We start from the raw sequence: 25,344 nt of genomic DNA on the forward strand, positions 1-25,344 counted from the left end.
CCATGCCGGGCACGGCGGTGATTCCCACTCGCTCCGCTCGGGCGTGAGGATTCATCCTGAATCCTGCCGCCGGAATCATTCGAACCTCACGCGCGGGTCGGCCCACGCCAGCGCGAGGTCGGCCAGCAGGTTGCCCACCAGCAGCAGCAGCGCCGAGAACAGCAGCAGCGTCATCGCCACGTACTGATCCTTGTTCAGCAGGCTGTCGTACAGAAAGGGGCCGATGGTCGGCAGGTTGAGCACGATGGAGGCGATGATGGTGCCCGAGATCAGGCTGGGCAGGCTCAGCCCCGCCAGGCTGATGAGCGGGTTCACGGCGTTGCGCACGGCGTGCCGCCACAGCACCCGGCGTTCGCTCAGGCCCTTGGAACGCGCCGTACGGATGTAATCCTGGTTGATCACGTCCAGCGTGGAGGCGCGCATCTGGCGCATCAAGCCCGCCACGCCCTCCAGCCCGATGGCGATCATGGGAATCCACAGGTGGTTGAGCAGGTCGAGCACCTTCGCCCCGCTCCAGGGCGCGCCGATGAAGTCCGGGCTGAACAGGCCGCCTACGTTGCTGCCGCCCGTGTTCAGCACCAGCGCGATCAGGAGCAGCGCCACCAGGAAGTCCGGCGTGGCGAGGCTCACGTAGCCCAGGAAGTTCGCCACGGTGGCCGCCGGGCCGTAGCGGTTGATGGCCGTGTAGATGCCCAGCGGAATGGCGATGACCCAGCTCACGATGAGGGTGAGCAGGGCCAGGAACACCGTCCAGCCCAGGCGTTCCCAGATCAGGCTGGAGACCGGGCGCCCGTTGGCGAAGGAAAAGCCGAAGTCACCGTGCAGCACGATGCCCTTGACCCAGGTCAGGTACTGCACCCAGGCGGGCTGATCGAGGCCCAGCTGCCTCGTGATGGCCGTGACCGTCTCCTTGGTCACGCGCGGGTCTTCGAGGTACTGGTCGAGAAAGGAGCCGGGCTGCAGGTTGATGACCAGAAAGCACACGGCGCTGATCAGCAGCAGCGTGGGAATCATGCCCAGGATGCGGCGCAGGGCGTAGGTCAGCATGGGGAGGGATGAGTCATGAGGGAGGAGGGATGAGGCCGCAGTTGAAAGGTCATGCTGGTCGCCTTGGGAATGAGGGAAGAGGGAATGGGCAATGAGTGACGAGGGGAGGCGCGGGGGCCATCCTCATCACTCATCACTCGCCCCTCGCTACTTCACTTCTGGAAGATGAGCGGGACGGGGTTGTAACCCGGAATCACGCCCAGGTTGTACACGTAGTTGCCGAACTTGTTGCTGATCACGCCGATGTTCTCCGGCTTGGCGATGGGCGTGACCGGCAGGTTCTGGGCGAACAGCAGCTGCCAGCGGGTGTACAGGGCCTTGCGGGCCGAGGCGCTGGGCGTGATGGCCGCCGTGTCGAAGATGGTGTAGATCTCCTTTTCCCACGGCTGCATCTTGGCGGTGTTGGCGCTCTCGCCGTCCTTGGTGGGCTGAGGAGCGCGGTGCCAGTAGTACAGCGCGCCGCCGGGCTGCCAGATCGGGCGGCGCAGCTCGGGATCGGGCTGGTCGCCGAAGGCGTGCAGGATCATCTCCCAGTCGCCGCTCTGGCCGGTCGAGAGCAACTTGGAGCTCAGGATGCCCTTCAGGTTCACCTTCACGCCGATCTTGCCGAAGTCGCTCTGCAGGATGGTGGCGATGGGCGGGTAGACGGCCGAGTCGGTGCCGTAGGTCAGGTCGAACTCCAGGGGCTTGCCGCCCGGCAGCAGGCGCGTGCCGGCGGCGTTCTTCCTGTTCAGCCCCAGGGCGTCCAGGGCGGCGCCGGCAGCGGCCAGATCGAAGGAGCCGAGCTGGCGGGTGGTGTTCGTGTAAAAGGCCTTGTTGGCCGGCGCGACGCCGTGGCCGGGCAGGCTGGCCAGCCCGTTGTACACGGTGTCGATGATCCGCTCGCGGTTCACGGCCGACTGCATGGCGCGGCGGAAGCGCACGTCGCTGAACACTTTGGCCAGCGCCGGGTCTTTGGCGTCGAAGTTGTAGGCGACGAAGGGCGGCGAACCGAACAGCGCCGTGAAGCGGTTGACCTTGAAGGCCCCGCCCGCGACCTCCTTCTGCTTCAGATCCGGGAACTGCGCGCCCGAGATGTTGAGCTGGTCGATGTTGCCGGCCAGAAACTGCGCCACCTGCGCCTGCGGATCACGGATGATCAGGAAGTCGAGCTGGTTCAGGTAGGGCAGCTTGGTGCCGGCCGCGTCGACCTTCCAGTAGTTCGGGTTCCTCACCAGCGTGACCTTCTGCCCGGCCGTGTAGCTCTGCAGCTTGAAGGGGCCGGTGCCGACGACTTCAGTGGGCGCCACGTTGGTGGGCCACGCGCCGTTGATGTCGGCGGGCTTGGCGCCGCCGTCGATGCTCAGCTTGGCCAGCTTGTGCTGCGGCATGATGAAGTAGCGCTGCTGCAGCAAGAAGGCGGGCGCCGGGCGCGGCAGGGTGAAGCGCACGGTGTAGTCGTCGACCTTGCTGAACTCGACCGGCTGGCCGCCCAGCTTGAAGTTCCCGGCGTCGCCGGCGCGGGCCTCGGGGTTCGAGATCAGGTTCTTGTAGGTGAAGATCACGTCGTCGGCGTTGAAGGTCTCGCCGTCGCTCCACTTCACGCCCTGGCGGAGCTTGAAGGTGTAGACCTTGCCGTCCGGGCTGATCGTCCAGCTCTCGGCCAGCGCGGGCTCGATCTTGTAGTTGGCGAAGTTGAATTCGACCAGGCCGTCGAACATCTGCTGCGAGAGCAGGCCCAGGTTGTTGTCGATCACGCCGTAGTAGAACAGGCTCTGCGGGCTGTCGCCCAGGGCCAGGGTGTAGGTGCCGCCGGCCTTGCCGTTCACGACTCCCAGCGGGCCGTAGCCGGTGACCTTCTTCGGAGCCGCGAGCGCGCCCCCCAGGAGCGTGAGGGAAACGAGAGCCAGCGTGGTGCGCTTGAGCATGGGTGACCTCCAGGGCCAGACAGAGAGGGAAGCAAGGAGAGCAGATTGTAACGTACCCTTCCAGAGTAATACCACTTGAGAGCCACTGGCAAGTCTTTCCCCCACAGGACTGGAAGTGGTATGGTCGGGGCAATGTCCTCCACGCCTGCCTGGGCCATCCCCATCGACTCGGGGAGCGCCACGCCCGTCTATGTTCAGGTCGCCCAGGAGCTGCAGCGCCGCATCGAGAACGGCGAGCTGCGCCGGGGCAGCGCCCTGCCGGCCGAGCGCGATCTGGCCACGCACCTGCACATCTCGCGGGTCACGGTGCGCCAGGCGCTGGCGCTGCTGGAAAAACAGGGCCTGCTGCAGCGCAAGCACGGCAGCGGCACCTTCGTCACGCCGCCCGCGCTGCCCGGCGAGATGCCCAGCCGCCCGCTGGGCCTGCTGTCGTCTTTCTCCGACGACGTGCGCTCGCGCGGTCAGACGCCCGGCGCCCGCGTGCTCTCCTTCGAGCGCGGGCGCCCCAGCGCGCACGAGGCCCTGAGCCTGGCCCTCTCGCCCGCCGAGACCGTCTACCGGGTGCGGCGCCTGCGAACCGCCGACGGCGAGCCGCTGGCCATCGAGGAGAGCACCCTGCCCGCCGCCCTGGTCGGGCCGCTGGAGATCGGGGACGTGACCGACTCCAGCCTGTACGCCCTGCTGCGCTCGCGCCGGGTGGAGCCCCAGCGCGCCATCCGCCACCTGCGGGCCGTGAACGCCGACCTGGGGCTGGCCGGGCTGCTGGGCGTGGCGGTGGGGGCCGCCCTGCTGACCACCGAGCGGGTGTCGTGGACGGCCGGGGCGCAGCCCATCGAGTACGCCCGCGCGCACTACCGGGGCGACCGCTTCGACTTCGTGATGGAGCTGCAGGGAGACCAGGACGCATGACGCCCGGGCGTGCCCCCCGCATCCTGGGCCTGATGAGCGGCACCAGCGCCGACGGCATCGACGCCGCGCTGCTGGAGCTGCCGGGCTGGCCGGCGCTGGGTTCGGGTGCGCCCTTCCCCGAGCTGCCCCCCGGCCCCCCGCGTGGCCGGGTGGTGGAGAGATCGTTCCGGCCCTACCCCGCCGACCTGCGGGCGAGCGTGCTGGCGGCCATGCGCGGCGAGCTGGACAGCGCCGCCCTCACCCAGCTCCACTGGCGGCTGGGCGAGGAACTGGCGCAGGCCGCCCGGCCCCTGGCCCCCCGCGCCGACCTGATCGCCTCCCACGGTCAGACCGTGCAGCACCACCCTACGGTGACCCCGGGGCGTGGCTGGGCGCGGCCCGCCACCCTGCAGCTGGGCGAGGCGGCGGTGATCGCCGAAGTGACCGGCAGGGCGGTGGTGGCGGATTTTCGGCCGGCGGATATCGCCGCTGGCGGGGTGGGCGCTCCCCTGGTGCCCTTCGCGGACTGGGCGTTGTTCGCGCAAGGGGGCGTGACGCGCGCCCTGCTGAACCTGGGCGGCATCGCCAACCTGACCGTGCTGCCGGGCCTCGACCCGGCCGGCGTGCAGGCCTTCGACACCGGCCCCGCCAACTGCCTGATCGACGAGGTGGCCGCCCGCGCCGGACTGGAGCGCGACGAGGGCGGCCGGCTCGCCGCCGCCGGGCGGGTGGACGAGGCGACGCTGGAGCGCTGGCTAGCGCATCCCGAATTCCGTCAGCCGCCCCCCAAGGCCACCGGCCGCGAGGTCTGGAACCTGCAGCGGCTGGAGCCCCCGGCCGCGCTGTCTCTCCCCGATCTGGCCGCCACCGCCACCGCCTTCACCGCCCGCAGCGTGGCGCTGGCGTTGCACGCCTTCCTGCCGGCCCAGCCCGATGAACTCGTGGTGGCGGGCGGCGGCGCCCTGAACCCTGCGCTGATGGCCGAGCTGGCCCGCGGCCTGCGGCCCATTTGCATCCGCAGCTTCTCCGACCTCGGCTGGGACACCCGGGGCTTCACGCCCGCCACCCGCGAGGCCGCCGCCTTCGCATTTCTGGGCTACGCGCACGCGCAGGGCTGGGCGAACACCCTGCCGCACACGACCGGCGCCCGCCACGCGGTCAGCGCCGGCAAGCTGACCCCCGCGCCCCTGGGTGTGGACAGCGCGGGGCGCCCGTGAAAGCCGATCCCCGCCGCACCGAGGCGGTTCACCCGGATCACGCCGATCTGGACAGCCTGAGCGTGCCCGACCTGGTGGCGGTGCTGGCCGGCGATCAGCTGGAGGCCGTCCGGGCGGTGCAGCAGGCCGCTCCGGCGCTCTCGCTGGCGGTCGAGCGCGCCCTGCCCGGCCTGCAGCGCGGCGGCCGGCTGGTCTACGCGGGCGCCGGCACCAGCGGGCGCCTGGGCGTGCTGGACGCCACCGAGCTGACCCCCACCTTCTCCTGGCCCCCCGAGCGGGCGGTGCCCCTCATCGCCGGCGGCGAGCGCGCCATCCGCCAGGCCATCGAGGGCGCCGAGGACGACGCGCCGGCCGGGGAGGCCGATGTGCTGAGCGCCGGGGTGGGCGGAAACGACGTGCTGCTGGCGGTCGCGGCCAGCGGCACCACCCCGTATGTGCTGGGCGCCGTGCGCTGTGCGCGGGCGCAGGGCGCCCTGACGGTCGGCCTGTCCAACAACCCGGACACGCCGCTGCTCACGCTGGCCGACATCGGCGTGCTGCTGGACACCGGCCCGGAGGTCATCTCCGGCAGCACCCGGCTGAAGGCCGGCACCGCCCAGAAGATCGCCCTGAACACCCTGTCCAGCGCGCTGATGGTGCGGCTGGGCAAGGTCTACGGCAACCTGATGGTGGACATGCGGGCCAGCAACGAGAAACTCCAGGGCCGCGCCCTGCGGCTGGTGCAGCACGCCACCGGCGCCGACGACCAGGCGGCCGGGACGGCGCTCTCGGCGGCCGGCGGGCACGTCAAGACTGCCATCGTCATGCTGCTGCTGCACGTGGATGCCGGGCAGGCCAGCCGGTGCCTGGAGGCCGAGGGGGGACACGCCCGCGCCGCCCTGATCCGGGCGGGACAGGAGGAGCGGTGAGGGAAGGGGCGCTGATCCCGCGCCGCACCCACGCCCTCCTGGAGGGCGCGGTCGCCTCCGGGGGGCTGCCCGGCGCCGCGCTGGGCGTCGTGGACGCCGCGGGCCAGCGGCAGACCCTGACCCTGGGCCTCGCGCAGCGCGAGCCCGACGTGGTGCCCCTGGAAGGCGGCCACTGGTGGGATCTGGCGAGCCTGACCAAGCCGCTGTTCACGGCGCGCTCGATCCTGCGCGCCGCCGAGGCGGGGCAGCTCGACCTGGACGATCCTCTGGAGACGCACCTGCCCGAGCTGGCCTGGATGCAGGATTCCGCCCTGAGGGCGCGCACCCTGCGCCAGCTGCTGACCCACACGGCGGGCCTGCCCGCCTGGGCCCCGCTCTACACCTGGGGCGACGCCGCCACCATCCGCTCGAGGCTGCTGCAGGAAGCGTGGGACCTGCAGCCGCCCGGCGAGGTCACGTATTCGGATCTCGGGTATCTGCTGCTGGGCCGCGTGCTGGAGCGGGTGCATGGCCGGGCGCTGCGGGAGTTCGCGCTGGAGGACGGCCTGAGCTTCACCCCGCCCCCGGAGGCCAGCGTGGCGACCGAACGCTGTCTCTGGCGGGAGCGGACGCTGCGCGGCGAGACCCACGACGAGAACGCGGCGGCGCTGGGCGGCGTGGCCGGGCACGCGGGCCTCTTCGGCACCCTGGACGGCGTGATGAATCAGGCGGAACGGATCCTGCGCGGCGGCTGGCTGTCGGCCGCCGCACAGGAGGCGGCCGTGCGCCCCGCCGCCCCGGGACGCACCCTGGCCTTCGTGCAGGCCCAGCCCGGCTGGAGCGGGGGCAGCCTGTGCAGTCCGGAAACGCTGGGGCACACCGGCTTCACCGGCACGGGCCTGTGGGTCGATCCCCGCCGTGGGCTGGCCTGGGTGCTGCTCACCAACCGGGTGCATCCGAGCCGGCACGGCACTTTCGATATCCAGGGCCTGCGGCGGGCGGTGGGCAACACCCTGCTGGCCGCCCAAGGATGACGCCCAGCGACAGGCAGCCGCTCCAGGCACCCGGACGCAGCGCGACCCCTAGACACCGTTGACCCCCACATTGAAAGGGCGACTGCTTTGTGAAGGCTGGCCCAAGGCTTCCTGTCCCTGTGGTCAGCTTTCTTGACCCAGGGTTCAGCCGCCGGGGCGTGAAGAAGAGCACAATGCCCCTATCGCTTCAGTTCAAGAGCTGATGTGCAGAGTTGAACTGGACTTTGGGGGACAACCATGACCATCCGACGTGTCCTGATCCTGGGGAACCACACGCCGCGTCAATGCGGTATCGCCACCTTCACCGCCGACCTCGCCGACGCCCTGCTGGCCGCCCAGCCCGCTCTGGACGTGCGGGTCGCGGCCATGAACGACGGCCAGGCCTACGAGTACCCTGGGCGCGTGGTGCTGAGCATCGATCAGCACGACCACCCGGATTATCTGCGCGCCGCCGCGGCCATCAACGCCATGAACGTGGACGTCGTGTGCGTGCAGCACGAGTTCGGGATCTTCGGCGGGCCGGCGGGCAGCTACCTGCTGGGCCTGCTGCGGGCCCTGGAGGCGCCGGTGGTGACCACCCTCCATACCGTGCTGGAGGAGTATTCGCCCGAGCAGCGCGCGGTGGTCGAGGAACTCACGGTGCTCAGCGAGCGCCTGGTCGTGATGAGCGAGCGGGCCGTGTCCTTCCTGACCGCCCAGGGTGTGCCGGCCGGCAAGATCGAGTTCATCCACCACGGCGTGCCGCTGCTGATCCACGACCGCGACGAGGAGAAGGCCAGGCTGGGCCTCCAGGGCCGTCAGGTCATCCTCACCTTCGGGCTGCTCTCGCCCAATAAAGGGCTGGAGACGGCCATCCGGGCGCTGCCGGCCGTGGTGCGGGATCACCCGGATCTCACCTACCTGATCCTGGGCGCCACCCACCCGCATCTGCGCGCCCGCGAGGGCGAGGCCTACCGCGAGGGGCTGATGGCGCTGGCCGAGTCGCTCGGGGTCAGCGGCAACGTGCGCTTCGAGAACCGCTTCGCCAGCCTGGAGGAACTCGGGCGCTTCATCGCTGCCGCCGACATCTACCTCACGCCGTACCTCAACCGCGAGCAGATCACCTCCGGAACGCTGGCCTACGCGCTGGGCAACGGCAAGGCCGTGGTCAGCACGCCGTACTGGCACGCCGAGGAACTGCTCGCCCAGGGCCGCGGCGAACTCGTGCCCTTCCGGGACGAGGCGGCGCTGGGAGCCGTGCTCTGCCGGCTGCTGGGCGACCCGGCCGGGCGCGCGGCGCTCGAGGCCCGCGCCCTGGAGTACGGCCGCCACATGAGCTGGCCCAGCATCGGCGCGCAGTATCTGGACGTGTTCGGCGAGACCGCCCGCGCCGTGACCCTGACCCTGCCTGCCCCCGCCCTGCCCAGCGTGACCCTGCGGCACGTGGCGGCCCTCTCCGACGATACCGGCGTGTTCCAGCACGCGACCTTCACCCTGCCCAATCCGCATGAGGGCTACACGACCGACGACAACGCCCGCGCGCTGATGCTGGCGGCGGCCTGCCCCGACGAGCCCCACGCCCCGCTGCTGGCACGCCGGGCGCTGACCTTCCTGCACCACGCGCTGGACGCCGACGGCTTCTTCCGTAATTTCATGTCCTACGACCGGCGCTGGCTGGAGGCCCGCGGCTCCGAGAACGCCCAGGCCCGCGCCGTGCGGGCGCTGGTGATCGCGGCGGAGGGACTGACGGACGCCGGCCTGCGCGGCGCCGCGCGTGAGCTGCTGGGGCACGCCTGGCCCGCTCTGCACGGCCTGGAGAGCCCCCGCGCCCAGGCCATCGCCCTGATCGCCCTGGCCGCCCACCGCGAGCACGGCGGCCCCCACGCCGACCTTGACGCCCTGGCCCACGCCTACGCCGCCAACCTGCGGCGGCTGCACGCGGCCCACGCCTCCCCCGAGTGGCCCTGGTTCGAGCCCTACCTGAGCTATTCGAACGCCAAACTGCCGCACGGCCTGATCGCCTACGGCCGCGCCTATGGCCGGCCTGCCGACGTGGCCCTGGGCCTGGAGGCGCTGAGCTGGCTGGAGACGGTGCAGACGGGCCCCCACGGCACCTTCTGGCCGGTGGGCAGCGAGCGCGTCTACCGCGCTGGCGAGGCCCGGCCTCTGTGGGACGGCCAGCCCATCGAGGTACACGCCACGGTCGCCGCCGATCTGGAGGCCTTCTACGCTACGGGAAACGAGCACTGGCTGGAGCTGGCCCGCCGCGCGGTGGACTGGCTGCTGGGCTCGAATCCTCTGCGGCAGCCCCTGTACGACGCGGCCAGCGGCGGCTGCCGCGACGGGCTGCACCGTGAGCGACTGAACATGAACGAGGGGGCGGAGAGCACCCTGGCGCTGTGGCAGAGCGTGGCCGACCTGAACGCCGCCCAGAGTGCCCCGAGCGCCCGGACGCTGACCGGTGACTAGTCCGGTGCCTGAGCGCGCCGTCACCATCCACCCGCTGTCCCGCCATCCCCGTGAAGACCGCCCGCTGAGGGTCGGGCTGCTGGCGCCCATCGCCTGGCGGGTGCCCCCCCGGCATTACGGCCCCTGGGAGCGGGTGGTCTCGCTGCTGGCCGAGGGCCTGGTGGCTGCGGGCGTGGAGGTGACCCTCTTCGCGACCCAGGATTCCCGCACCGGGGGCCGCCTCAGCGCGGTGGTGCCCACGCCGTACGAGGAGACGCCGGGCATGGACGTCAAGGTCTGGGAAGGGCTGCACCTCGCGCACGCCTTCGGTGAGGCGGGGTTCGTGGACGTCATGCACAACCACGCGGACTTCCTGCCGCTGATGTTCGCCTCGCTGGTGGAGACCCCCACGGTCACGACCATCCACGGCTTTTCGGGCGAGGCCATCCTCCCCGCCTACACGGCCTACAAAGACCGGCTGCACTTCGTCGCCATCTCCGAGGCCGACCGGCACCCGGCGCTGCCCTACCGGGCGACCGTCTACCACGGCATCGACTTTTCCGAGTTCACCTTCCGCTCCCAGCCGGATGAGCCCCCCTACCTCGTCTTCCTGGGCCGGATGCACCGCGACAAGGGCGCGGCCGACGCCATCCGGGTGGCGCGGGCGGCGGGCCTGCCGCTGCGCCTGGCGGGCATCATCCAGGATCAGGGGTACTTCGACCGCGAGGTCGCTCCGCACCTGGGGCCGGACGTGACCTATCTGGGCTCGGTGGGGCCCGAACAGCGGGATTCGCTGCTGGGCGGCGCCGTGGCCCTGCTCCACCTGATCCACTTCGACGAACCCTTCGGCCTGTCGGTGCTGGAGGCGATGGCCTGCGGTACCCCCGTGATCGCGTATGGAAGGGGCAGCATGGGGGAACTGATCGTGCCCGGCGTCAGCGGCGAGATCGTGCCGGACGAGGCGGGGGCAGTGCAGGCGGTTCGCAGCGTTGGTCGTTTGAACCGCGCCGCCGTGCGCGCCCACGCCGAGACCTTCAGCGTGCCGCGCATGGTGGAGGGCTACCTGCAGGTCTATCAAAGGCTGTTGACCTGACGATCTGCCGCAGCCGTTGCCACAGGGCCTTCCCCATCTGAGCTGGTAGATTCATCGCTACCGCACGACGGATAGGCTCTGGCCACCTTCTGACGACGGACACCTGCTCCTGGCGATCGGCCGGAGAGCAGTGGCGTGTTCCCGTATCCAACAGGCGACGATCAGCGCCATCTATCTCTGCCTGTGAAGCCGTGACCCTGGGCGTCGCCCAACCCGGCTGACTGCCTGTTCCGGCACCGTGAAGGTCAGGCACTTGTCATAGGCGTGGTGACCGAGTGGAACAGGTGACTTTCACCGATCATCGGGGCGCTTGGAAGTAGCGGACGCACCTTATCTGATGGTGTCGTTCGGACAAGTGCTCTCAGCGGTGGTTCGGAGGCAGCCCATTCACCTGTCAGCTCAATGGCATGCCCTTTAGGCATTGCTCATCGTCAGGGGATGCCCCTGTCAGGTTGGGTCAGGTTTGCTTGACATGTTCCTGCTGCTTTGAGCTAATGATGAAAACACCTGACAGTCCGCTCACAATGGCCTGACCTGATGGCGCTTACAGCGTGTTGATCCTCCGAGTGCTACCTGGAGCGTGCGTGAGGAGAACCATGACGACTCAAATGGTCACCAGCGCTATAGCCTCCGATCAACCAGGTTCGGATCCGATCTCAGAGGGCCCGGATTCCCAGCTGGTCGCATCACACGTCATGACGTTGCTGAATGCCAGGAGAATTGTTCGTGGTTTGAGTCTTACCGCCCTGGTTCTGATCCTCCTGGGCATCGTTGGTCAATGGTCTCTGAGTCGACCTGATTTCCCTGGGCGCGACCTGCTGGCAGGATTGACCGATCCCGGCGGCGAATCCAACCTTGCGGCCGCATTCTCTGCCGGCCTCCTGGTCAGTGCTGCCGGTCTGTTCGCCCTAATCGCCTCCGCCAAACGCCAGGATGTATACGCACGGGTCTGGCGAGGTCTGGCCTGGGTCTTCGCCTACCTGGCAGTGGATGAATTTGCGATGCTCCATGAACGCACCGTGGTGTTCATTCGGGACGCCCTCGGCGCAGAGGCCACGCAAGGCATTCTCCACCATGCCTGGGTGCTTCCCTACGCCGTGTTTTGCGTGGTCGTGTTCTCTTCCACAGCACGGTTCCTCCTGCATCTTCCATCTAGGACGCGTTTACTAATTCTGCTGGCTGGAGCCCTTTACGTGGGCGGGGCACTTGGCTTTGAGATGCTGGAAGGGCCCATAGCTGCGAAGTATGGCGTGGAGAACAATGTGATCCGAACCATGATCGTGGTGGAGGAAATCCTGGAGGTGACTGGGGTCATCCTCCTCATCTCAGCCTTGCTGGAGTACATGCGCACGCATTTGGCCGGCGTCAGGTTTGACTTCGGTCTGCAGAACGGCAGACCCTGATTCCAGACGACACGAGGAGAGCTGTTGGGGCCTGCCGGCTCATGACCAAACGACTCATGCTGACGGACGGTCGTGACTGGTTCAACCTGACCCGAGTCTGGATGCCGTCCGTGCTGTGTCCGGAAGCAATCCGAGACAGAGGGACTCACCGGGCGGCGAAGAAGGGCAGGAATACCGACGGCCTGTAGTGGTCTGGACTCGGCGAGTGCGGCAGGAAAGGCATGTCCGGCGCTGTGCTGGCTGTTCCGGAGGGCGATACCGTCTGAATGAGACAGGTGTCGTAGCCCGCGTCCTCCTCCGCGAACATCAGCCTAGGGGGGCGGCCCTGATCTCACCGCCTGAGCCGAGGTGTTCTCAAGGAATCCCCATGCCCGGTGGGGTACCGTGAGGCATGACGCTTCCCGGTCGTAAACGCTCCCCGGTACTGTTCCACCGGACGGACGACAATCCCATCCTCTCGGCCGCCCACTGGCCCTACCCGGCCAACTCGGTCTTCAATGCCGGCGCCACCCGCCTGCAGGACGGCACCACCCTGCTGTTGTGCCGCGTGGAGGACTTCCGGGGCCTCTCGCACCTCACGGCCGCCCGCTCGCGCGACGGGGTGAGTGCGTGGCAGATCGATCCCGAGCCCACCCTGTCGCCCCACCCCGACCACCCTGAGGAAGAGTGGGGCATCGAAGACCCGCGCATCACCTGGCTGCCCGAGGAGGGCCGCTACGGCGTGCTGTACACCGCCTACTGCCGCAACGGCCCCGGCGTGGCCCTGGCGCTGACCGAGGACTTCCGGACGTTCGAACGCCGCGGCCTGATCTTCCCCCCCGAGGACAAGGACGCCGCGCTCTTCCCGCGCCGCTTTGACGGCCAGTGGGCCGCCATCCACCGGCCCGTGACCCATGTCAGCGCCAACATGAACCTCTCGTACAGCGAGAACCTGCGGCACTTCGGCGACACCCGCACCATCCTCGAGGCCCGCCAGGGCGCGTGGTGGGACGCCAACAAGGTCGGCATGTCCGCCCCTCCCATCGAGACGCCCGAAGGCTGGCTGGTGATCTACCACGGCGTCAAGCGCACCGGCAGCGGCGTGCTCTACCGCAACGGTCTGGCACTGTTCGATCTGGAGCGGCCCGACCAGCTGATCCGCCGCTCCGATCCCTGGTGCTTCGGGCCGCGCGACCTGGCCGAGCGGGTGGGCGACGTGAACAACGTGGTCTTCCCCTGCGGCACCACCCTGCAGGACGACGGCGACACCCTGAACGTGTACTACGGTCAGGCGGACACCAGCATCGGTCTGGCGCACGCCAGCATCCGGCAGCTGCTGGCCTGGCTGCGCGAGAACTCGTCGGTGCCGGAAGCCGCGCCGGCCCCCACGTCGGACGCCGTGCCCGCCGACTGATCTGGCGAATCTTCAGCAAAGCGAGTCCCCATCCTTGGGCGTACCGAGGATGGGGACTCGCCGTTCCTCAGCGCCCGAAGATGCCCGTCGGCAGGTAGGCGCTCACCACCCAGTTGGGCTGATCCACCAGTTCGCTGACTTTCAGGTTCACGGCCACGCTGCACAGGGCGTAGGCCAGCTCGGGGCTCAGAGCGTACTCCCGCCCCAGGTGGTCGATCATGGCGCGGATGGCGTCCTGCGCGGCCAGGAAGAGGTCGGGGCCGATGCCGGTGGTGGCGTAGTGGCCGCCCGCCGCTTCAGGCTGGACGCTGGCAGGCAGCTCGAACTGCGGCCCCGGAAGAGACATTCCCTTGCGCAGATCGAAGCGCAGCTGCACCGTCATGCTGGTTTCCACCGCCGTGCCACAGACCTCGCCGTCGCCCTGGCAGGCGTGCGTGTCGCCCACGCTGAACAGCGCGCCCTCGACTTCCACCGGCAGGTAGAGCCTTGCGCCCCGCGTCAGGTCGCGGATGTCGAGGTTGCCGCCCACCCGGCGGGGCGGCACGACCGAATGCAGCCCGCGTTCCGCCAGCGCCACGCCGATGGTGCCGGGAAAGGGCCGGGTGGGGATCCGGATCTCCGGCGTGAACTGCACGTGTGCTCGGTCGTAGCGGCTCAGGTGCAGCCACGGGTCGGTGAAGTCGGCCGCGAGCAGGCCGAAGCCCGGGATCAGGCTCGTCCAGCCCCAGTCGCCCTCCTGGAAGTCGAGGATGTCCACCACGAGCACGTCGCCGGGCTGGGCGCCGTCGATGTAGACCGGGCCGGTCACCGGGTTGGTGCGCGCGAAGTCGAAGGCGGCCACGTCGGCGGCGGTGCTGCCGGGCCCGATCTGCCCGCCGCTGGCGTCCTGGATCACGAACTCCAGCGCCTCGCCCGGCTGGGCGGTGTGCTGCGGGGGCAGGGCATTGTTCCAGCCGAAGTGGTGGTGGTGGATGGTGGAAATGCGCGGGGTCACAGCTTTACCTTCAACACGGCACTCTCACTTCTTGACCGAGAGCCGCTCGTAGGAGATGAAGTGGATCGGGTCGAGCAGATCGGCCGCCGTGCCCACCAGCTTGTCCGAATGCATCACGTGGCGCACCTCGTGGTAGATCGGCACCCAGACCGCCTGCTTGTCCAGCGCGGCGAAGATGGCTTTGTACTCGTTCAGGCGGGCGGCCTGCTGCCCCGGCGCCACCATGCGGTCGGCCTTGTCGGCGCGGGCGTCCAGCGCCTTGTCGCAGTACCAGGGCCAGTTCCAGCCGCCGCTCACCGCGCTCCGGCAGCTCAGGATGGGCCAGTAGAAGTCGCTGGGATCGGGGTAGTCCTGCGTCCAGGCCATGCCGCCGGACCAGACCATCGGCGCCGCCCCCTTGGTACCTGCCGCCTCGATCACGGTGCTCTGCGCCTGGCTCTTGATGGAGGCGCGGATGCCCACCGCCGCCAGATCCTGCTGGATGCTCTGCGCGAGGCGCGGGTTCGGGTCGGTGGAGTTGGTGTACAGCACGGTGTCGAAGCCCTTCGACAGACCTGCGGCCGCCAGCAGCTTGCGCGCCCCGGCCGGGTCGAAGGCGTACCCCTTGGCCCCCGCGTCGTAACCCGGCATCAGCGGCGGCAGGTAGGTCTTGGCGACCTGCGCGCGGCCGTTGATGATCCGCACCAGCTTGGTCTTGTCGATGGCCATGTTGATGGCCTGACGCACCCGCACGTCGCTTAGCGGCTTCACCTGGGTGTTCAGGGACAGGTACGAGGTGTTCACGCTCGTCTTGTTGAGAATATTGGCCCTGTAGCGCGGGTCTTTCACGACCTGCAGGAACTGCGCGGGCGGAATGCCGTCGCCCAGCAGATCGACCTCGCCGCGCGTGAGGCTCAGGAAGGCCACGGAGGGGTCGAGGCCGACCTTGATGGTCACCCCGTCGAGGTAGGGGAGCGAGTTGTAGAAGTACGCGGGGTTGCGCTTGAACTCCAGCGACTGTCCGCTGACCCACTTGCTGAGCGTAAACGGCCCGCTGCCCACGGGCTTGTGCCCGAAATCGCCCCCGGCTTTCGCCACCTCCTCCTTGGGCACCACGTAGGCGAAGTTCATCGCCATGATGTTAAGGAACGCGGCGTTGGGCGCCTCCAGGGTGATGCTCAGGCCGTATTTGCCGCTGGCCTTGAGGCCGCTGACCGTCTTCGCCTTGCCGTCCACGAAGGCCTGCGCGCCCTTGATGCCGGTGTAGAAGCTCTGCCCCGGGCTCTTGGTCTTGGGGTCGAGGACGCGGGTCAGCGTGTACACCACGTCGTCGGCGACGAGTTCGCGGCCGTTGTGGAACTTCACGCCGGGGCGCAGGGTGAAGGTGTAGGTCAGGCCATCTTTGCTCACCGTGGGCATCTTCGCCGCCAGACGCGGCTGCAGCGTGGTGCCGCCCGGCGCGTAGTCCAGCAGGCCGTCGAAGACCATCTTCTCGATGGGCCAGTTCTGGTAGTCGTAGCCGATGGCCGGGTCGAGCGTGGTCACGTCGTCCTTGTAGGACACCACGATGGAGCCGCCACGGGCCGGGGTCTGGGCAGAGGCGGTCTGCGTGGCGGCCAGGGAAAGGCTCATCAGCAGGGCGGCGGGAACGGCGCGGGGAATGGTTCGTCTCATGACAACCTCCGGGAACAGTGGGAACCCTTCAACGTTAACTCAAGTGGACGAAGGAATGCCTTCAGCGGTAGCGGATGCGCGGATCGACGAAGGGGTGCACGAGGTCGGCGAGCAGGTTGGCGAGCGTGATCACGGCGGCGCTGAAGATCACCACGCCCACGATCACCGGGATATCGACCACCCGGATGGCGTCCCAGACCAGCCGCCCGAGCCCCGGCCAGCCGAACACGCTTTCCACGACCACCACGCCGCCCATGAAGGTGCCGATGTCCAGCCCGATCATGGTGATCACCGGCAGCGTGGCGTTGCGCAGGGCGTGGCCCACCAGCACCCCGGCCGGGCGCTGCCCCTTGGCGCGGGCGGTGCGGATGTAGTCCTGATCGAGGACGTCCAGCAGGCTGGCGCGCAGCATCCGGGCGTACCAGCCGGCTCCCCCGATGCCCAGCGTCAGCGCGGGCAGGATCAGGTGCGAGAGCCCCCCGTAGCCGCCCAGCGGAAAGAGGGCGAAGCGGTAGGCCAGCAGGTACACCAGGCTCAGCGCCAGCCAGAACTGCGGCGTGGCGGCGCCGATGAAGGCCAGCCCCATGACCAGCGTGTCGGGCCAGCGTCCGCGTTTCAGGGCGGCCCAAATACCGAGGGGAAGGCCGATCAGCAGTTCCAGCGCGATCGCCCCCAGCATGAGCTGGAAGGTCGGCCCGATCCGCGAGGCGATCAGGTCGCGCACCGGCGAGTTCTGCTTGTAGCTGCGCCCCAGGTCGAGCCCGGTCAGGCGGCCCAGGTAGCCCGCGTACTGCGCCAGGAAGGGCCGATCCAGCCCCAGCTCGCGGCGGATCGAGTTCACCGTCTGCACACTGGCGCTGGGCCCCGCCACCATGCGGGCCGGGTCGGCGGGCAGCAGGAACACCAGGGTGAAGGTCAGGAAGGAGGCCACCAGCAGCACGCCCAGCGCCTGGAGAAGGCGGCCCAGCGCGAAGCCCAGCACCTCACGTCCCCCGGGGGTCGAGGGCGTCGCGCAGGCCCTCGCCCAGCAGGTTGAAGCCCAGCGAGGTGAGCAGGATGGCCGCGCCGGGCGCCAGCACCAGCCAGGGCGCCACCGTCAGGTAGCTCTGCGACTCGTTGATGATCCCGCCCCAGCTGGGCGTCGGTGGCTGCACGCCCACCCCCAGGAAGCTCAGGCTGGCCTCCAGCAGCACGGTCGTGCCCACGCCCAGGGAGCCCCACACCAGCGCGGTGGGGATCAGGTGGGGCAGCAGGTGGCGCCACATGACCCAGCCGGGGGTCGCGCCCAGCGCGTGCGCCGCTTCCACGAACTCGCGCTCGCGCAGGGCCAGCACCTGCCCGTACACCACCCGCGCGATGGGCACCCAGTTCAGCAGCGCGATCACCAGCGCCACGATCCACAGGCTGGGCGTCAGGATGGCCGTCAGCGCGATCGCCAGCAGCAGCACCGGGAAGGCCAGCATCACGTCCGTGAAGCGCATCACCAGCGTGCCCGCCCAGCCGCGCAGGGTGGCCCCCAGCGCCCCGATCAGCACCCCCAGGACGACCGCGACGCCGTTCGCCACGAAGCCCACCGTGAGCGAGGCCCGCGCTCCCCAGACGATCCGCGAGAGCAGGTCGCGGCCCAGCAGGTCGGTGCCCAGCAGGTACGTCCCGTCCGGCGCACGGGGAGCGCCCTCCAGCGACAGGCCATCGGGGAACTGCGTGTTCGGGTCGTGCGGCGCCACCCAGGGAGCGAGCAGGGCGGCCAGGATGGCCAGCAGGCAGATGCCCAGCCCCAGCCACGCCGCGCGGTTGCGCCGGAAGCGCCGGGCCGCCCGGCTGGTGGGGGCGGCGGCGGTCACGGGGAGCGCCGTCAATGGCTGGCCGCGCTGGAGAGGGGAGACGCCAGAAGCCTCGGGCTGCACAGCTCACAGGAAAGCAGCGGATTGGGGGGCATGGCGCATTCTGCCTCACGGAAGCGCCCCGGCAGCGGACAGTTTTAGACTCCGGCGGGGGTGGCGGGCAGTGAACGAGACCCCGGAGAACATTAGGGAACCCATCAGGGGTCAATCTAACCGTTCGACCGGCCCTCTTCCCCGTATTCTGGAGCCCTGCTTCCCCAGGAGTGTCCATGATCGATGAATTCGCTGTCCACGAGCTGCTGGCTCCCGATGAACGCCTGATCCGCGAGAGCGTGCGCGCCTATTGCGACGCCGAACTGCTGCCCCGGGTGGCCGGCTGGTGGGACAGCGGCGACCTGCCGGTGCGGGCGCTGATGAAGGAGTTTGGCACCATGGGACTGCTCGGCCCAACCACGCCCGAGGAGTACGGGGGCGCGGGCGCATCGTATTCAGCCTACGGCGCCATGATGTACGAGCTCGAACGTGTGGACAGCGGCCTGCGCAGCGCCGCCAGCGTGCAGGGCAGCCTGGTCATGTACCCGATCTTCACGTACGGCAGCGAGGAGCAGAAGCGGCGCTGGCTGCCCGGCCTGGCCAGCGGCGAGCTGATCGGCTGCTTCGGCCTGACCGAGCCCGATGGCGGCTCCGACCCCGGCGCCATGCGGACGCGCGCCCGCGTGGACGGCGACTCCTATGTCCTGAATGGCAACAAGATGTGGATCACCAACAGCCCGGAAGCGGACGTGGCCGTGGTCTGGGCCAAGGACGACGACGCCGTGGTGCGCGGCTTTATCGTGCCCACCGACACGCCGGGCTTCAGCGCCCCGAAAATCCACCGCAAGATGAGCCTGCGGGCCTCGGTCACGGGCGAGATCGTGCTGGAGGATTGCCGCATTCCCGCTGCCAACCTGCTGCCCGGCAGCCAGGGCCTGAAAAGCCCGCTGTCCTGCCTGACCTCGGCACGCTTCGGCATCGCCTGGGGCGCGATGGGCGCGCTGGAAGCCGTGCTGCAGTCCAGCCTGGACTACGCGGGCAGCCGCACCACCTTCGGTAAACCCATCGCCGCCCGGCAGCTCGTGCAGGACAAGCTGGTGAGGATGGCCACCGACCACAGCCTGGGGCTGTTGCTGGCGTGGCGGCTGGGGCAACTCAAGGACGCGGGCCGCATGAATTTCGCGCAGGTCAGCTACGCCAAGCGCAACAACGTGCGGGTCGCGCTACAGGGCGCCCGGCTGGCCCGCGAGCTGCACGGCGGCAACGGCATCACGACCGAGTATCCGGTGATCCGCCACATGCTCAACCTGGAAACCGTGGACACCTACGAGGGCACCCACGACATCCACACCCTGATCATCGGCCGGCACCTGACCGGGCAGGGCGCGCTGGAGTGAGGCTGATCCCGGCTTCAGCGTGTGGAGGGTGTGCAGCGCCAGACCCCGATCCCCGCTAGCATTGGGACGAATGACGAGTGATTCCATTTGAAGACGCACTTCACGGTGAGCCTGACGCCGTCCGCTCCTCTGGGGCCGGCGGAGGCGCTGACGGGTCAGCCGGCCAACTTCACGGGCACCCCGTTCCCACTCGGGCCCTGGCAGGTGCAGCTGGACGCGCAGGGCCCACAGGAACACCGCCGGATCGCTCCGGATCTGGTGGCCCTGCTGCGGGGCACCCTCTACGACCGCGACCTGGACGGGGTGCTGGAGCTGTACAGGCACTCGGGTGACGACTTCGCCCGCCAGCTTGAGGGCTCCTTCGCGCTGCTGCTGCTCGATCTGCGCTCGGGCCGGGTGCTGGGCCTGACGGATCGGCTCGGCTCGCACAAGCTCTACGCCCTGCATGAGGGTGGCCGGGCCTGGCTCTCCACGTCGCCCGCCACCCAGGCGTTCAGGCAGCGCCCGGTCAGCCTGGCGGGCGTGGGGAGCTACCTCGTCAACGGCTATATGGCCAACGGCCTGACGCCCTACGAGGGTGTCCGTTCCCTGAGTCCCAGGGCCCTCCACGAGGTGCGGCCCGAAGGCCTCGACAGCCGTCCGTACTGGCGCCCCCCCCTGGAGGGGCCCACGCGGGCGATCCGAGACGCCGACGCGAGGGCGGAACTGGCCGGGCTCCTGCAGCGTGCCGTGCAGCGCAGGGTGCGGGCCGCCGGGAGCCGCGTCCACCTCTCGCTGAGCGGCGGCTACGACTCGCGCGGCCTGCTGAGTCTGCTGACCCGGACTGGAACGCAGGTGCAGACCTTCTCCTACACCCTGAATACGGCGGCGCCCGGCAGCGACTCGGGAGTGGCGACCCGGCTGGCCGCGCAGTATGGAGCGCAGCATCAGACCCTGGTCGCCTACCGCGGCGATCTGCTCTCCGCGCTGCGGCTCAATGCCCGGTGGGGTCAGGGCGCCTCCGCATACTGCGAGGAGGCGGACGCCTGGGCGGAACTGGAGGCTCAGGCGCCCACCGATCTGTTCACGGGCGAGCAGGTCTTCGAGGTTCAGCCGAGCCCGCTGCGAAGCAGTGTCGAGACGCTGAACCGCGTGCGCGTGTCTCCCGCCGGGGGCCTGCATCTGCTGACGGATCGGCTGCCCCCTCCGGTCTCACAGGCCCTGAACGCGGCCTGGACGCAGGAGTACGAAGGGGTGCTGGCTCAGGGCGAACAGTGGCCCCCGGGCTATCCCCGAGAACTGGGCCTGCTGCTCAGCCAGTACGAGCCGTACTTCCTGCTGCCGTGGCGGGAACACTTCGGCGGGCGCTCAGCCCAGATCCACACGCCGTACCTCGACACCGACGTCCTGGAGTTCCTGGGGCGCCTGCCCGCGCGGCTGCTCGCCGACAAGGCGATCCTCAAGCAGACCCTGCGGCAGCTCGACCCCGCCCTTCTGCAGGTGCCCCTGGCCCGCACCCAGGGCTACGAGGCCGACTGGCGCGCGGAATTGATGCGGGTGACCCCCGAGCAGTGGGAGCCGCTGTGGGCTGCCCCCAGCCGCCTCGACGAGCTGATCAATCCAGAGGTGATCCGGCACCTGATCGCGGCACTGGGCGCGCCTTCCGTCCAGCAGTCGGCGTACGTCTCGGCCCGCCGGGTGCTGGGCCGCGCGCGCCGCACGCCGCTGGCGCGGCGTCTGTTCGGGGCTCCCCTGTACCGCGCCAAGACCCCGAGCCTGCCCGGGCTGCTGCTGAGCCTCCTGACCCTGCGCGAGGTGCTGTCGTAACTGGACTCAGTCGAACGAGGAGACCTGGCCCACCATGACCGGCGCAGCCGCGCCGTGCCCCAGCAGTTCGGTGCCGTCGATCTCCAGTCGTCCCAGGCTCAGGGCGACGTCCAGGCCGCGGACATTCAGCTCCAGCACCTCGTGGGGCTCCCGGGCCGGGGGAAGGGTCAGGCGATGCACCATCCACTGCCCCGTACCGAGGTCGGGATGGGCGACGTGCCGCAGGCCGTCTTCCAGATAGTCACGGTGCAGTTCCGGGGCGAAGACGTGGGCCTCCGGGTCGCCCAGCCGGTGCAGGCGCAGGGCGAAGGGCGCCCGCAGCGGCCCGAGGTCGTTGCCGCCCTGAAACATGTCCAGCCGCCAGACCAGCTGGATGAGGCGCGGCGAGTGGGTGTCGGTGGCCGGGGGGAGATTCAGGCGCAGCCGCAGGGTTCGCGGGTGACCGGAGCGCCCCTGGCTGACGATGCTGAGCCAGCCGCTCCCCCCGCGCGAGAGCGTATAGCCCTGCCAGGTGAGCGAGGTCTGGGCGTCCGGCGAGCCCTCGGGGATGCGTGGGGGCGCGGGCACCGGCCGGGGCCGCCGCTCGTGATCCCGGAACTCGCCCCCTGGAAAACCCAGCAGCGGGCTGTCTGGGGCCAGGCGTGACTGGTAGGCGCGCCGCAGCCGCTCGGTGTTCTGCTCCTGGCCCACGCGCTCGGCGTAGTACAGCGCCAGCCCCGGCTCGTAGTCCTCCAGCGCGGCGGCCAGCCGGCGGCGCACGGCCTGCCGCTGATCGTGGGGCAGGCTGCCTGCCAGCGAGACCCGCAGGCCCTCCGAGCGGAAGGCGTACAGTTCGGGCGATCCCGGAAGGTCTTCCAGCGGCTCCAGCGATGGAAAGTCCAGCGCCCGGTCAGCTTCGCGTTCGATCAGCACGGTGCGCTCCAGCGCCTCCTTGAGAATGGCCTGGGTGTGCGCCGGGCTCGGGGAGTCCAGGGCGGCCCGCATGACCCGCAGGTCGAAATCCCCGTTGATCACGCTCAGGTGGCCCAGGGCCTCGCGCAGGGTCTCGGGCCAGCCATCGATCTCGCCGGCATACTGTTCCCGGACGAAGGTGGGCAGGCGCTGGGCGAGCGCGCCGGGGTGAGCCGAGGGCTGCTCCAGCAGACTTAGCAGATGCAGCACGTTGCCCTCGCTGCGCTGCAGCAGCTCCGCCGCCCGCACCTCCAGGTTCACGCCCCGGGGCTCGCGCCCGCGCAGGATGCGCTCGACGCCCCGTACGGTCAGGGGGTTCATCTCGATCTGGGTGCACTGCGCGTGGTCGAATCTCCGCAGCAGCGAGCGGCACAGGGGCGACTTGCCCGGCGGGGTGCGGCTCAGCAGGATGGCCGTCCTGGGGGCCGCCGCCGGCGACTGCAGGATGAATTCCAGCAGCGAGGCCAGCTCGACCGGCGCGCTCTGCGTGTGGTCGAGCACCAGCGCCACCGGCGTCGGCAGCCGGGCCATCAGGGTCGCCAGCTTCACCGCGTCCTCCTCCAGGGTGCCCGGATGCAGCAGCAGCCGGCGGAGGGTCTCGGAATCGGCGGCGTCGGCCACGCGCGAGAGTTCCTGCGCGACCGAGGCGATCACCAGCCGGCTCAGGCGGGTGCTGCGGACGCGCACGGTCGTCCAGTCCTGGCGCCGTAGCACGCGCTCGGCCAGGTGCGACTTCCCGCTGCCCAGCGGCCCGTGGATCACCACCAGCTGTGGCTGCCTCTGGGCGCGCTCCAGCACCTCCAGCAGCCGCTCGTCCTCGTCGGACATCGTCTCCCCGGTGTCCGGAGCCTGTTCCAGACTGGCCTGCAGCGGCCGGGTCATCTGCGCTGTGGCCGGCATCAGGCCAGAGAGGGAAGACTCTGCTCCCGCGACGGTCACGGGGGGAGGCGTGCGGCGCGGCTGAACTTCCGCCGGCTCCACATCCAGGTGGTAGCCCAGCGCGGCGGCGCGGGCCAGGATGATCCGGGTGGCCCAGGGTTTGTTGTCCGCCTCGAAACGCTGGTGGGCCTGGGAGAGGATCTGTTCGACCTGCTCCTCGGCGGTGCAGCGCTGCTGATCCACCCACTCCTGCAGGGCGGTGCTGCCCAGATCCTCCATCCCGCTCAGCGGCAGCCCGCGCAGCATCGAGAGCCAGTGTGCCAGCTCCGGCTGATCCATCCCGCTGCTCAGGCGCGATCTCCAGACGTCCAGATCGGTAATGACGTGCTCCAGATACAGCAGCTGACGGCTGCGCGGGAAGATGTCCAGGCCCGCCGAGCGGATGCGGGCCAGCTCGACCCGCAGGTTCTTGCGCGCCTCGGCGGTGTACCACAGCAGATCGGCCAGCCGTTCCCGGTGCTGGGGCAGGCGCTCCAGCGTCAGGTAGGTGATCAGGGCCACCGCCTTGGCCGACAGGGGCACCAGCGTGCCCTTATGGGTGATGTGGGTGTGACCGAGAATGTTGACCGTCAGCATAGGTGGGTCTCCGACCCCGAGCGGGCAGTGGAACTCTTGCGTGCCCTGAATCCAGCAGTGATACGTGAAGTGTGACCCTGGGGCCGAGGGGCGGACGGTCGCTGGCAACAGGACGCGCCCTGTCAGCATGTCCCCACAGGCCCGCGACTGTGAGGCGAACTGCAGAAAATCTACCGGTCGGCGAGAGCCCTTTGCTGGCAGTTGAATGAACTCTCATATATTTAACATCAGGTGGACGTCAGGTTCGCGGGCCTCCACCTGCGGAAGTTCCCGGTGAGCGGAACGCTCAGAGAATCTTGTTGGATTCTTGATGACCGCTTGAGGGTCAATTGACTCGGGTGTAGAGGGTATGCCCAGGTTCAGCCGTCCCGCCCACCCTCAGGAACCCTGCCGACGCTCCCAGGCCGTCCGGTAGGCGCGCATCAGGATGTCCAGATTGGCCGAAGCGGAATACCGCCTCTCGAATTCGCGGCGGGCGCGGCGGCGCAGCTCCCCGTCGTCCCACCGCGCGGCGGCCTGGTGCAGGACGTGAGCCAACGAGCGGCTGTCCCCGGCCCTGAACTTGAAGCCGGTCACCCCGTCCTGGATGATCTCCGAGAGGCCGCCGATGTCCGCGCAGATGACCGGGGTGCCCTTGGCCAGCCCCTCCACCGCCGTGCGTCCGAAGGGTTCGTACCACTCGGAGGGCACCACCACGAACGAGGCCTCGCCGATCAGGTCGTAGGTCTCCTGCAGCGGGCGGGCCCCCAGGAAGCGGATCTGCGGCCCGCCGCCCGCCAGCGCTTCGAGCCGGGCGCGCTGCGGCCCCTCACCGACCACGCACAGCTCCAGTCCCGGGGCCTCGCGCAGCCAGGTCTCCACCAGCCGCGCCACCCCCTTCTCCTCGCTCAGGCGCCCCGCATAGACGGCGTAGGGCCGTTTGTCGAAGCGGGGGCCGGGATCGGGATACACGAAATTGGGCTTGACCACGATCTTTTCAGGTGGGAGGCCGAACTCGATGTATTTTCTCCGGACGAACTCCGACACCGCGATGTACAGGTCGACCTGGTGGTCGTAGGTGCCGATCAGTTTGTGCGCCGACTGCATGGACGCCACCACGGCGGACGCGACCGTGCTCTGGCGGTAGCAGCGGTGGCGCACGCCCGGCCACGCCAGGGACTTCCCGGTGCAGGCCTCGCAGATCTGGCCATTTCGGAAGAGCAGGCCGTTGACACAGGAGTGGCGGTAATTCCTCAGCGACTGAACCACGGCTGCCCCTGCCCGGCGCGCCGCCGAATAGGCGGCCGGCGAGATCACCGGGAAGGTGTTCTGGAAATGCACCACGTCCGCGCGTTCACGCGCCACGACCTCGGCCAGCTCCCGGGCGCACGCCTGATTCCAGATGGTCATCTGGGCCATGCGGGCCGGGGCCACGCCGTCCAGATCCCGGTTGTGCCGCTCGAACCGCTCGACCCGGTGGCCGTGGTCTTCCAGCAGCCGGGACTCGGCGCGGTAGCTCTCGTCCTCGCCGCCTTTCTGCTTGTAGAAGGTGTGGGCCATGACCACCTTCACGGGGCGCTCAGCTGCCGGTAGAGCCGGCTGGAGCGCGCCGCCCGCACACGCCCCTTCAGCCCGAACTCGCTGAGCCAGTCCGGCACGTGAGCCGCGTCGGGGCCGTCTCTGCCCGGCTCGGTGCCGGTGCCCGGCTCGCAGGCAGAGCAGGACAGCAGCACTCCGTTGTTTCCTCCGGTCACGACATGGCCCTCCGGTTCCGCCGACTCACCTGGCATACCTCTCCCGGGAAGCCCACACGGGTCGGGTGATCGATCTGGCCTCTGACAGGTCGCAAAGGGCTGAAGGCGTCCACTCTAGTGCA

The 25,344-nt window shown here is 69.5% G+C and carries 19 protein-coding genes; 10 read left to right on the forward strand and 9 right to left on the reverse strand.

The genetic code is table 11. The features are described 5' to 3' along the window. Positions 1-75: 75 nt before the first annotated feature. On the reverse strand, positions 76-1,047 hold the full coding sequence (locus tag CVO96_RS17550; protein ID WP_103313743.1) for an ABC transporter permease: 972 nt from the start codon (positions 1,045-1,047) through the stop codon (positions 76-78). Positions 1,048-1,199: 152 nt separating this feature from the next. Beyond that, complete coding sequence (locus tag CVO96_RS17555) at positions 1,200-2,954, reverse strand: ABC transporter substrate-binding protein (RefSeq protein ID WP_103313744.1); 1,755 nt, start codon at positions 2,952-2,954, stop codon at positions 1,200-1,202. Between the two features lie 132 nt (positions 2,955-3,086). Between CVO96_RS17555 and CVO96_RS17560 the strand changes: the two genes are divergently transcribed. From CVO96_RS17560 to CVO96_RS17595, 8 genes are all read left to right on the forward strand, one after another. Beyond that, entirely contained in the window at positions 3,087-3,863 is a 777-nt protein-coding gene (locus tag CVO96_RS17560; protein ID WP_243398486.1) for a GntR family transcriptional regulator, read from the forward strand. Continuing rightward, entirely contained in the window at positions 3,860-5,059 is a 1,200-nt protein-coding gene (locus CVO96_RS17565; RefSeq protein WP_103313746.1) for an anhydro-N-acetylmuramic acid kinase, read from the forward strand. Before CVO96_RS17560 ends, CVO96_RS17565 begins: the two co-directional genes overlap by 4 nt. Then, positions 5,056-5,967 (forward strand): N-acetylmuramic acid 6-phosphate etherase, encoded by a 912-nt coding sequence (gene murQ, locus CVO96_RS17570; RefSeq protein ID WP_103313747.1) that lies wholly within the window; start codon positions 5,056-5,058, stop codon positions 5,965-5,967. The genes CVO96_RS17565 and murQ overlap by 4 nt, the downstream gene beginning before the upstream one ends. Next, positions 5,964-6,980: a serine hydrolase domain-containing protein gene (locus CVO96_RS17575; protein ID WP_243398487.1), complete on the forward strand. Its 1,017-nt coding sequence runs from the start codon at positions 5,964-5,966 to the stop codon at positions 6,978-6,980. The genes murQ and CVO96_RS17575 overlap by 4 nt, the downstream gene beginning before the upstream one ends. Positions 6,981-7,217: 237 nt before the next feature. After that, positions 7,218-9,428 carry a glycosyltransferase family 4 protein gene (locus CVO96_RS17580; protein ID WP_103313748.1) on the forward strand — a complete coding sequence of 737 codons (2,211 nt, stop codon included), beginning with the start codon at positions 7,218-7,220 and terminating at the stop codon, positions 9,426-9,428. Between the two features lie 4 nt (positions 9,429-9,432). Continuing rightward, positions 9,433-10,500, forward strand: coding sequence for a glycosyltransferase family 4 protein (locus tag CVO96_RS17585; protein ID WP_207795369.1), 1,068 nt, complete (start codon positions 9,433-9,435; stop codon positions 10,498-10,500). Between the two features lie 596 nt (positions 10,501-11,096). Then, positions 11,097-11,903, forward strand: coding sequence for a hypothetical protein (locus tag CVO96_RS17590; protein ID WP_133161839.1), 807 nt, complete (start codon positions 11,097-11,099; stop codon positions 11,901-11,903). A 391-nt stretch (positions 11,904-12,294) separates the two neighbouring features. Continuing rightward, complete coding sequence (locus CVO96_RS17595) at positions 12,295-13,296, forward strand: glycoside hydrolase family 130 protein (protein ID WP_103313750.1); 1,002 nt, start codon at positions 12,295-12,297, stop codon at positions 13,294-13,296. Positions 13,297-13,363: 67 nt separating this feature from the next. Here the strand turns inward: CVO96_RS17595 and CVO96_RS17600 are convergent, their stop codons facing one another. The 4 genes from CVO96_RS17600 to CVO96_RS17615 all read right to left on the reverse strand — a co-directional run bounded on the left by CVO96_RS17600 (position 13,364) and on the right by CVO96_RS17615 (position 17,787). Then, on the reverse strand, positions 13,364-14,290 hold the full coding sequence (locus CVO96_RS17600; protein WP_103313751.1) for an acetamidase/formamidase family protein: 927 nt from the start codon (positions 14,288-14,290) through the stop codon (positions 13,364-13,366). Positions 14,291-14,314: 24 nt separating this feature from the next. After that, on the reverse strand, positions 14,315-15,943 hold the full coding sequence (locus tag CVO96_RS17605; RefSeq protein ID WP_165795414.1) for an ABC transporter substrate-binding protein: 1,629 nt from the start codon (positions 15,941-15,943) through the stop codon (positions 14,315-14,317). Positions 15,944-16,004: 61 nt separating this feature from the next. Next, positions 16,005-16,925, reverse strand: coding sequence for an ABC transporter permease (locus CVO96_RS17610; protein WP_103313752.1), 921 nt, complete (start codon positions 16,923-16,925; stop codon positions 16,005-16,007). 1 nt (position 16,926) lies between these two features. Beyond that, positions 16,927-17,787, reverse strand: a complete 861-nt coding sequence (locus tag CVO96_RS17615; protein ID WP_103313753.1) for an ABC transporter permease — start codon at positions 17,785-17,787, stop codon at positions 16,927-16,929. 269 nt (positions 17,788-18,056) lie between these two features. Here CVO96_RS17615 and CVO96_RS17620 point away from each other — a divergent pair, with 269 nt between their 5' ends. Continuing rightward, positions 18,057-19,217, forward strand: coding sequence for an acyl-CoA dehydrogenase family protein (locus CVO96_RS17620; RefSeq protein ID WP_103313754.1), 1,161 nt, complete (start codon positions 18,057-18,059; stop codon positions 19,215-19,217). A gap of 87 nt (positions 19,218-19,304) precedes the next feature. Further along, positions 19,305-21,023, forward strand: coding sequence for an asparagine synthase-related protein (locus CVO96_RS17625; RefSeq protein WP_103313755.1), 1,719 nt, complete (start codon positions 19,305-19,307; stop codon positions 21,021-21,023). A gap of 6 nt (positions 21,024-21,029) precedes the next feature. On the opposite strand, the gene CVO96_RS17630 is transcribed toward CVO96_RS17625, so the two are convergent. From CVO96_RS17630 to CVO96_RS20815, 3 genes are all read right to left on the reverse strand, one after another. Next, entirely contained in the window at positions 21,030-23,489 is a 2,460-nt protein-coding gene (locus tag CVO96_RS17630) for an AAA family ATPase (RefSeq protein ID WP_103313756.1), read from the reverse strand. A gap of 378 nt (positions 23,490-23,867) precedes the next feature. Further along, entirely contained in the window at positions 23,868-25,040 is a 1,173-nt protein-coding gene (locus CVO96_RS17635) for a glycosyltransferase (RefSeq protein WP_103313757.1), read from the reverse strand. After that, the gene (locus CVO96_RS20815) at positions 25,037-25,222 is read right to left on the reverse strand and encodes a hypothetical protein (RefSeq protein WP_133161840.1); all 186 of its coding nucleotides are present in this window, start codon (positions 25,220-25,222) and stop codon (positions 25,037-25,039) included. The genes CVO96_RS17635 and CVO96_RS20815 overlap by 4 nt, the downstream gene beginning before the upstream one ends. Between the last annotated feature and the right edge of the window lie 122 nt (positions 25,223-25,344).

Origin of the sequence: Deinococcus koreensis, assembly GCF_002901445.1 — a bacterium.
In the GTDB taxonomy this organism is placed as follows: Bacteria; Deinococcota; Deinococci; order Deinococcales; family Deinococcaceae; genus Deinococcus; species Deinococcus koreensis.

What these genes read in the sequence shown, in the direction of transcription:
- CVO96_RS17630 (WP_103313756.1), bottom strand. Translation starts at nt 23,489, where the DNA reads ATGCTGACGGTCAACATTCTCGGTCACACCCACATCACCCATAAGGGC.
- CVO96_RS17595 (WP_103313750.1), top strand. Translation starts at nt 12,295, where the DNA reads ATGACGCTTCCCGGTCGTAAACGCTCCCCGGTACTGTTCCACCGGACG.
- CVO96_RS17560 (WP_243398486.1), top strand. Translation starts at nt 3,087, where the DNA reads ATGTCCTCCACGCCTGCCTGGGCCATCCCCATCGACTCGGGGAGCGCC.
- CVO96_RS17580 (WP_103313748.1), top strand. Translation starts at nt 7,218, where the DNA reads ATGACCATCCGACGTGTCCTGATCCTGGGGAACCACACGCCGCGTCAA.
- CVO96_RS17620 (WP_103313754.1), top strand. Translation starts at nt 18,057, where the DNA reads ATGATCGATGAATTCGCTGTCCACGAGCTGCTGGCTCCCGATGAACGC.
- CVO96_RS17565 (WP_103313746.1), top strand. Translation starts at nt 3,860, where the DNA reads ATGACGCCCGGGCGTGCCCCCCGCATCCTGGGCCTGATGAGCGGCACC.
- CVO96_RS17605 (WP_165795414.1), bottom strand. Translation starts at nt 15,943, where the DNA reads ATGAGACGAACCATTCCCCGCGCCGTTCCCGCCGCCCTGCTGATGAGC.
- CVO96_RS17590 (WP_133161839.1), top strand. Translation starts at nt 11,097, where the DNA reads ATGACGACTCAAATGGTCACCAGCGCTATAGCCTCCGATCAACCAGGT.
- CVO96_RS17555 (WP_103313744.1), bottom strand. Translation starts at nt 2,954, where the DNA reads ATGCTCAAGCGCACCACGCTGGCTCTCGTTTCCCTCACGCTCCTGGGG.
- CVO96_RS17550 (WP_103313743.1), bottom strand. Translation starts at nt 1,047, where the DNA reads ATGCTGACCTACGCCCTGCGCCGCATCCTGGGCATGATTCCCACGCTG.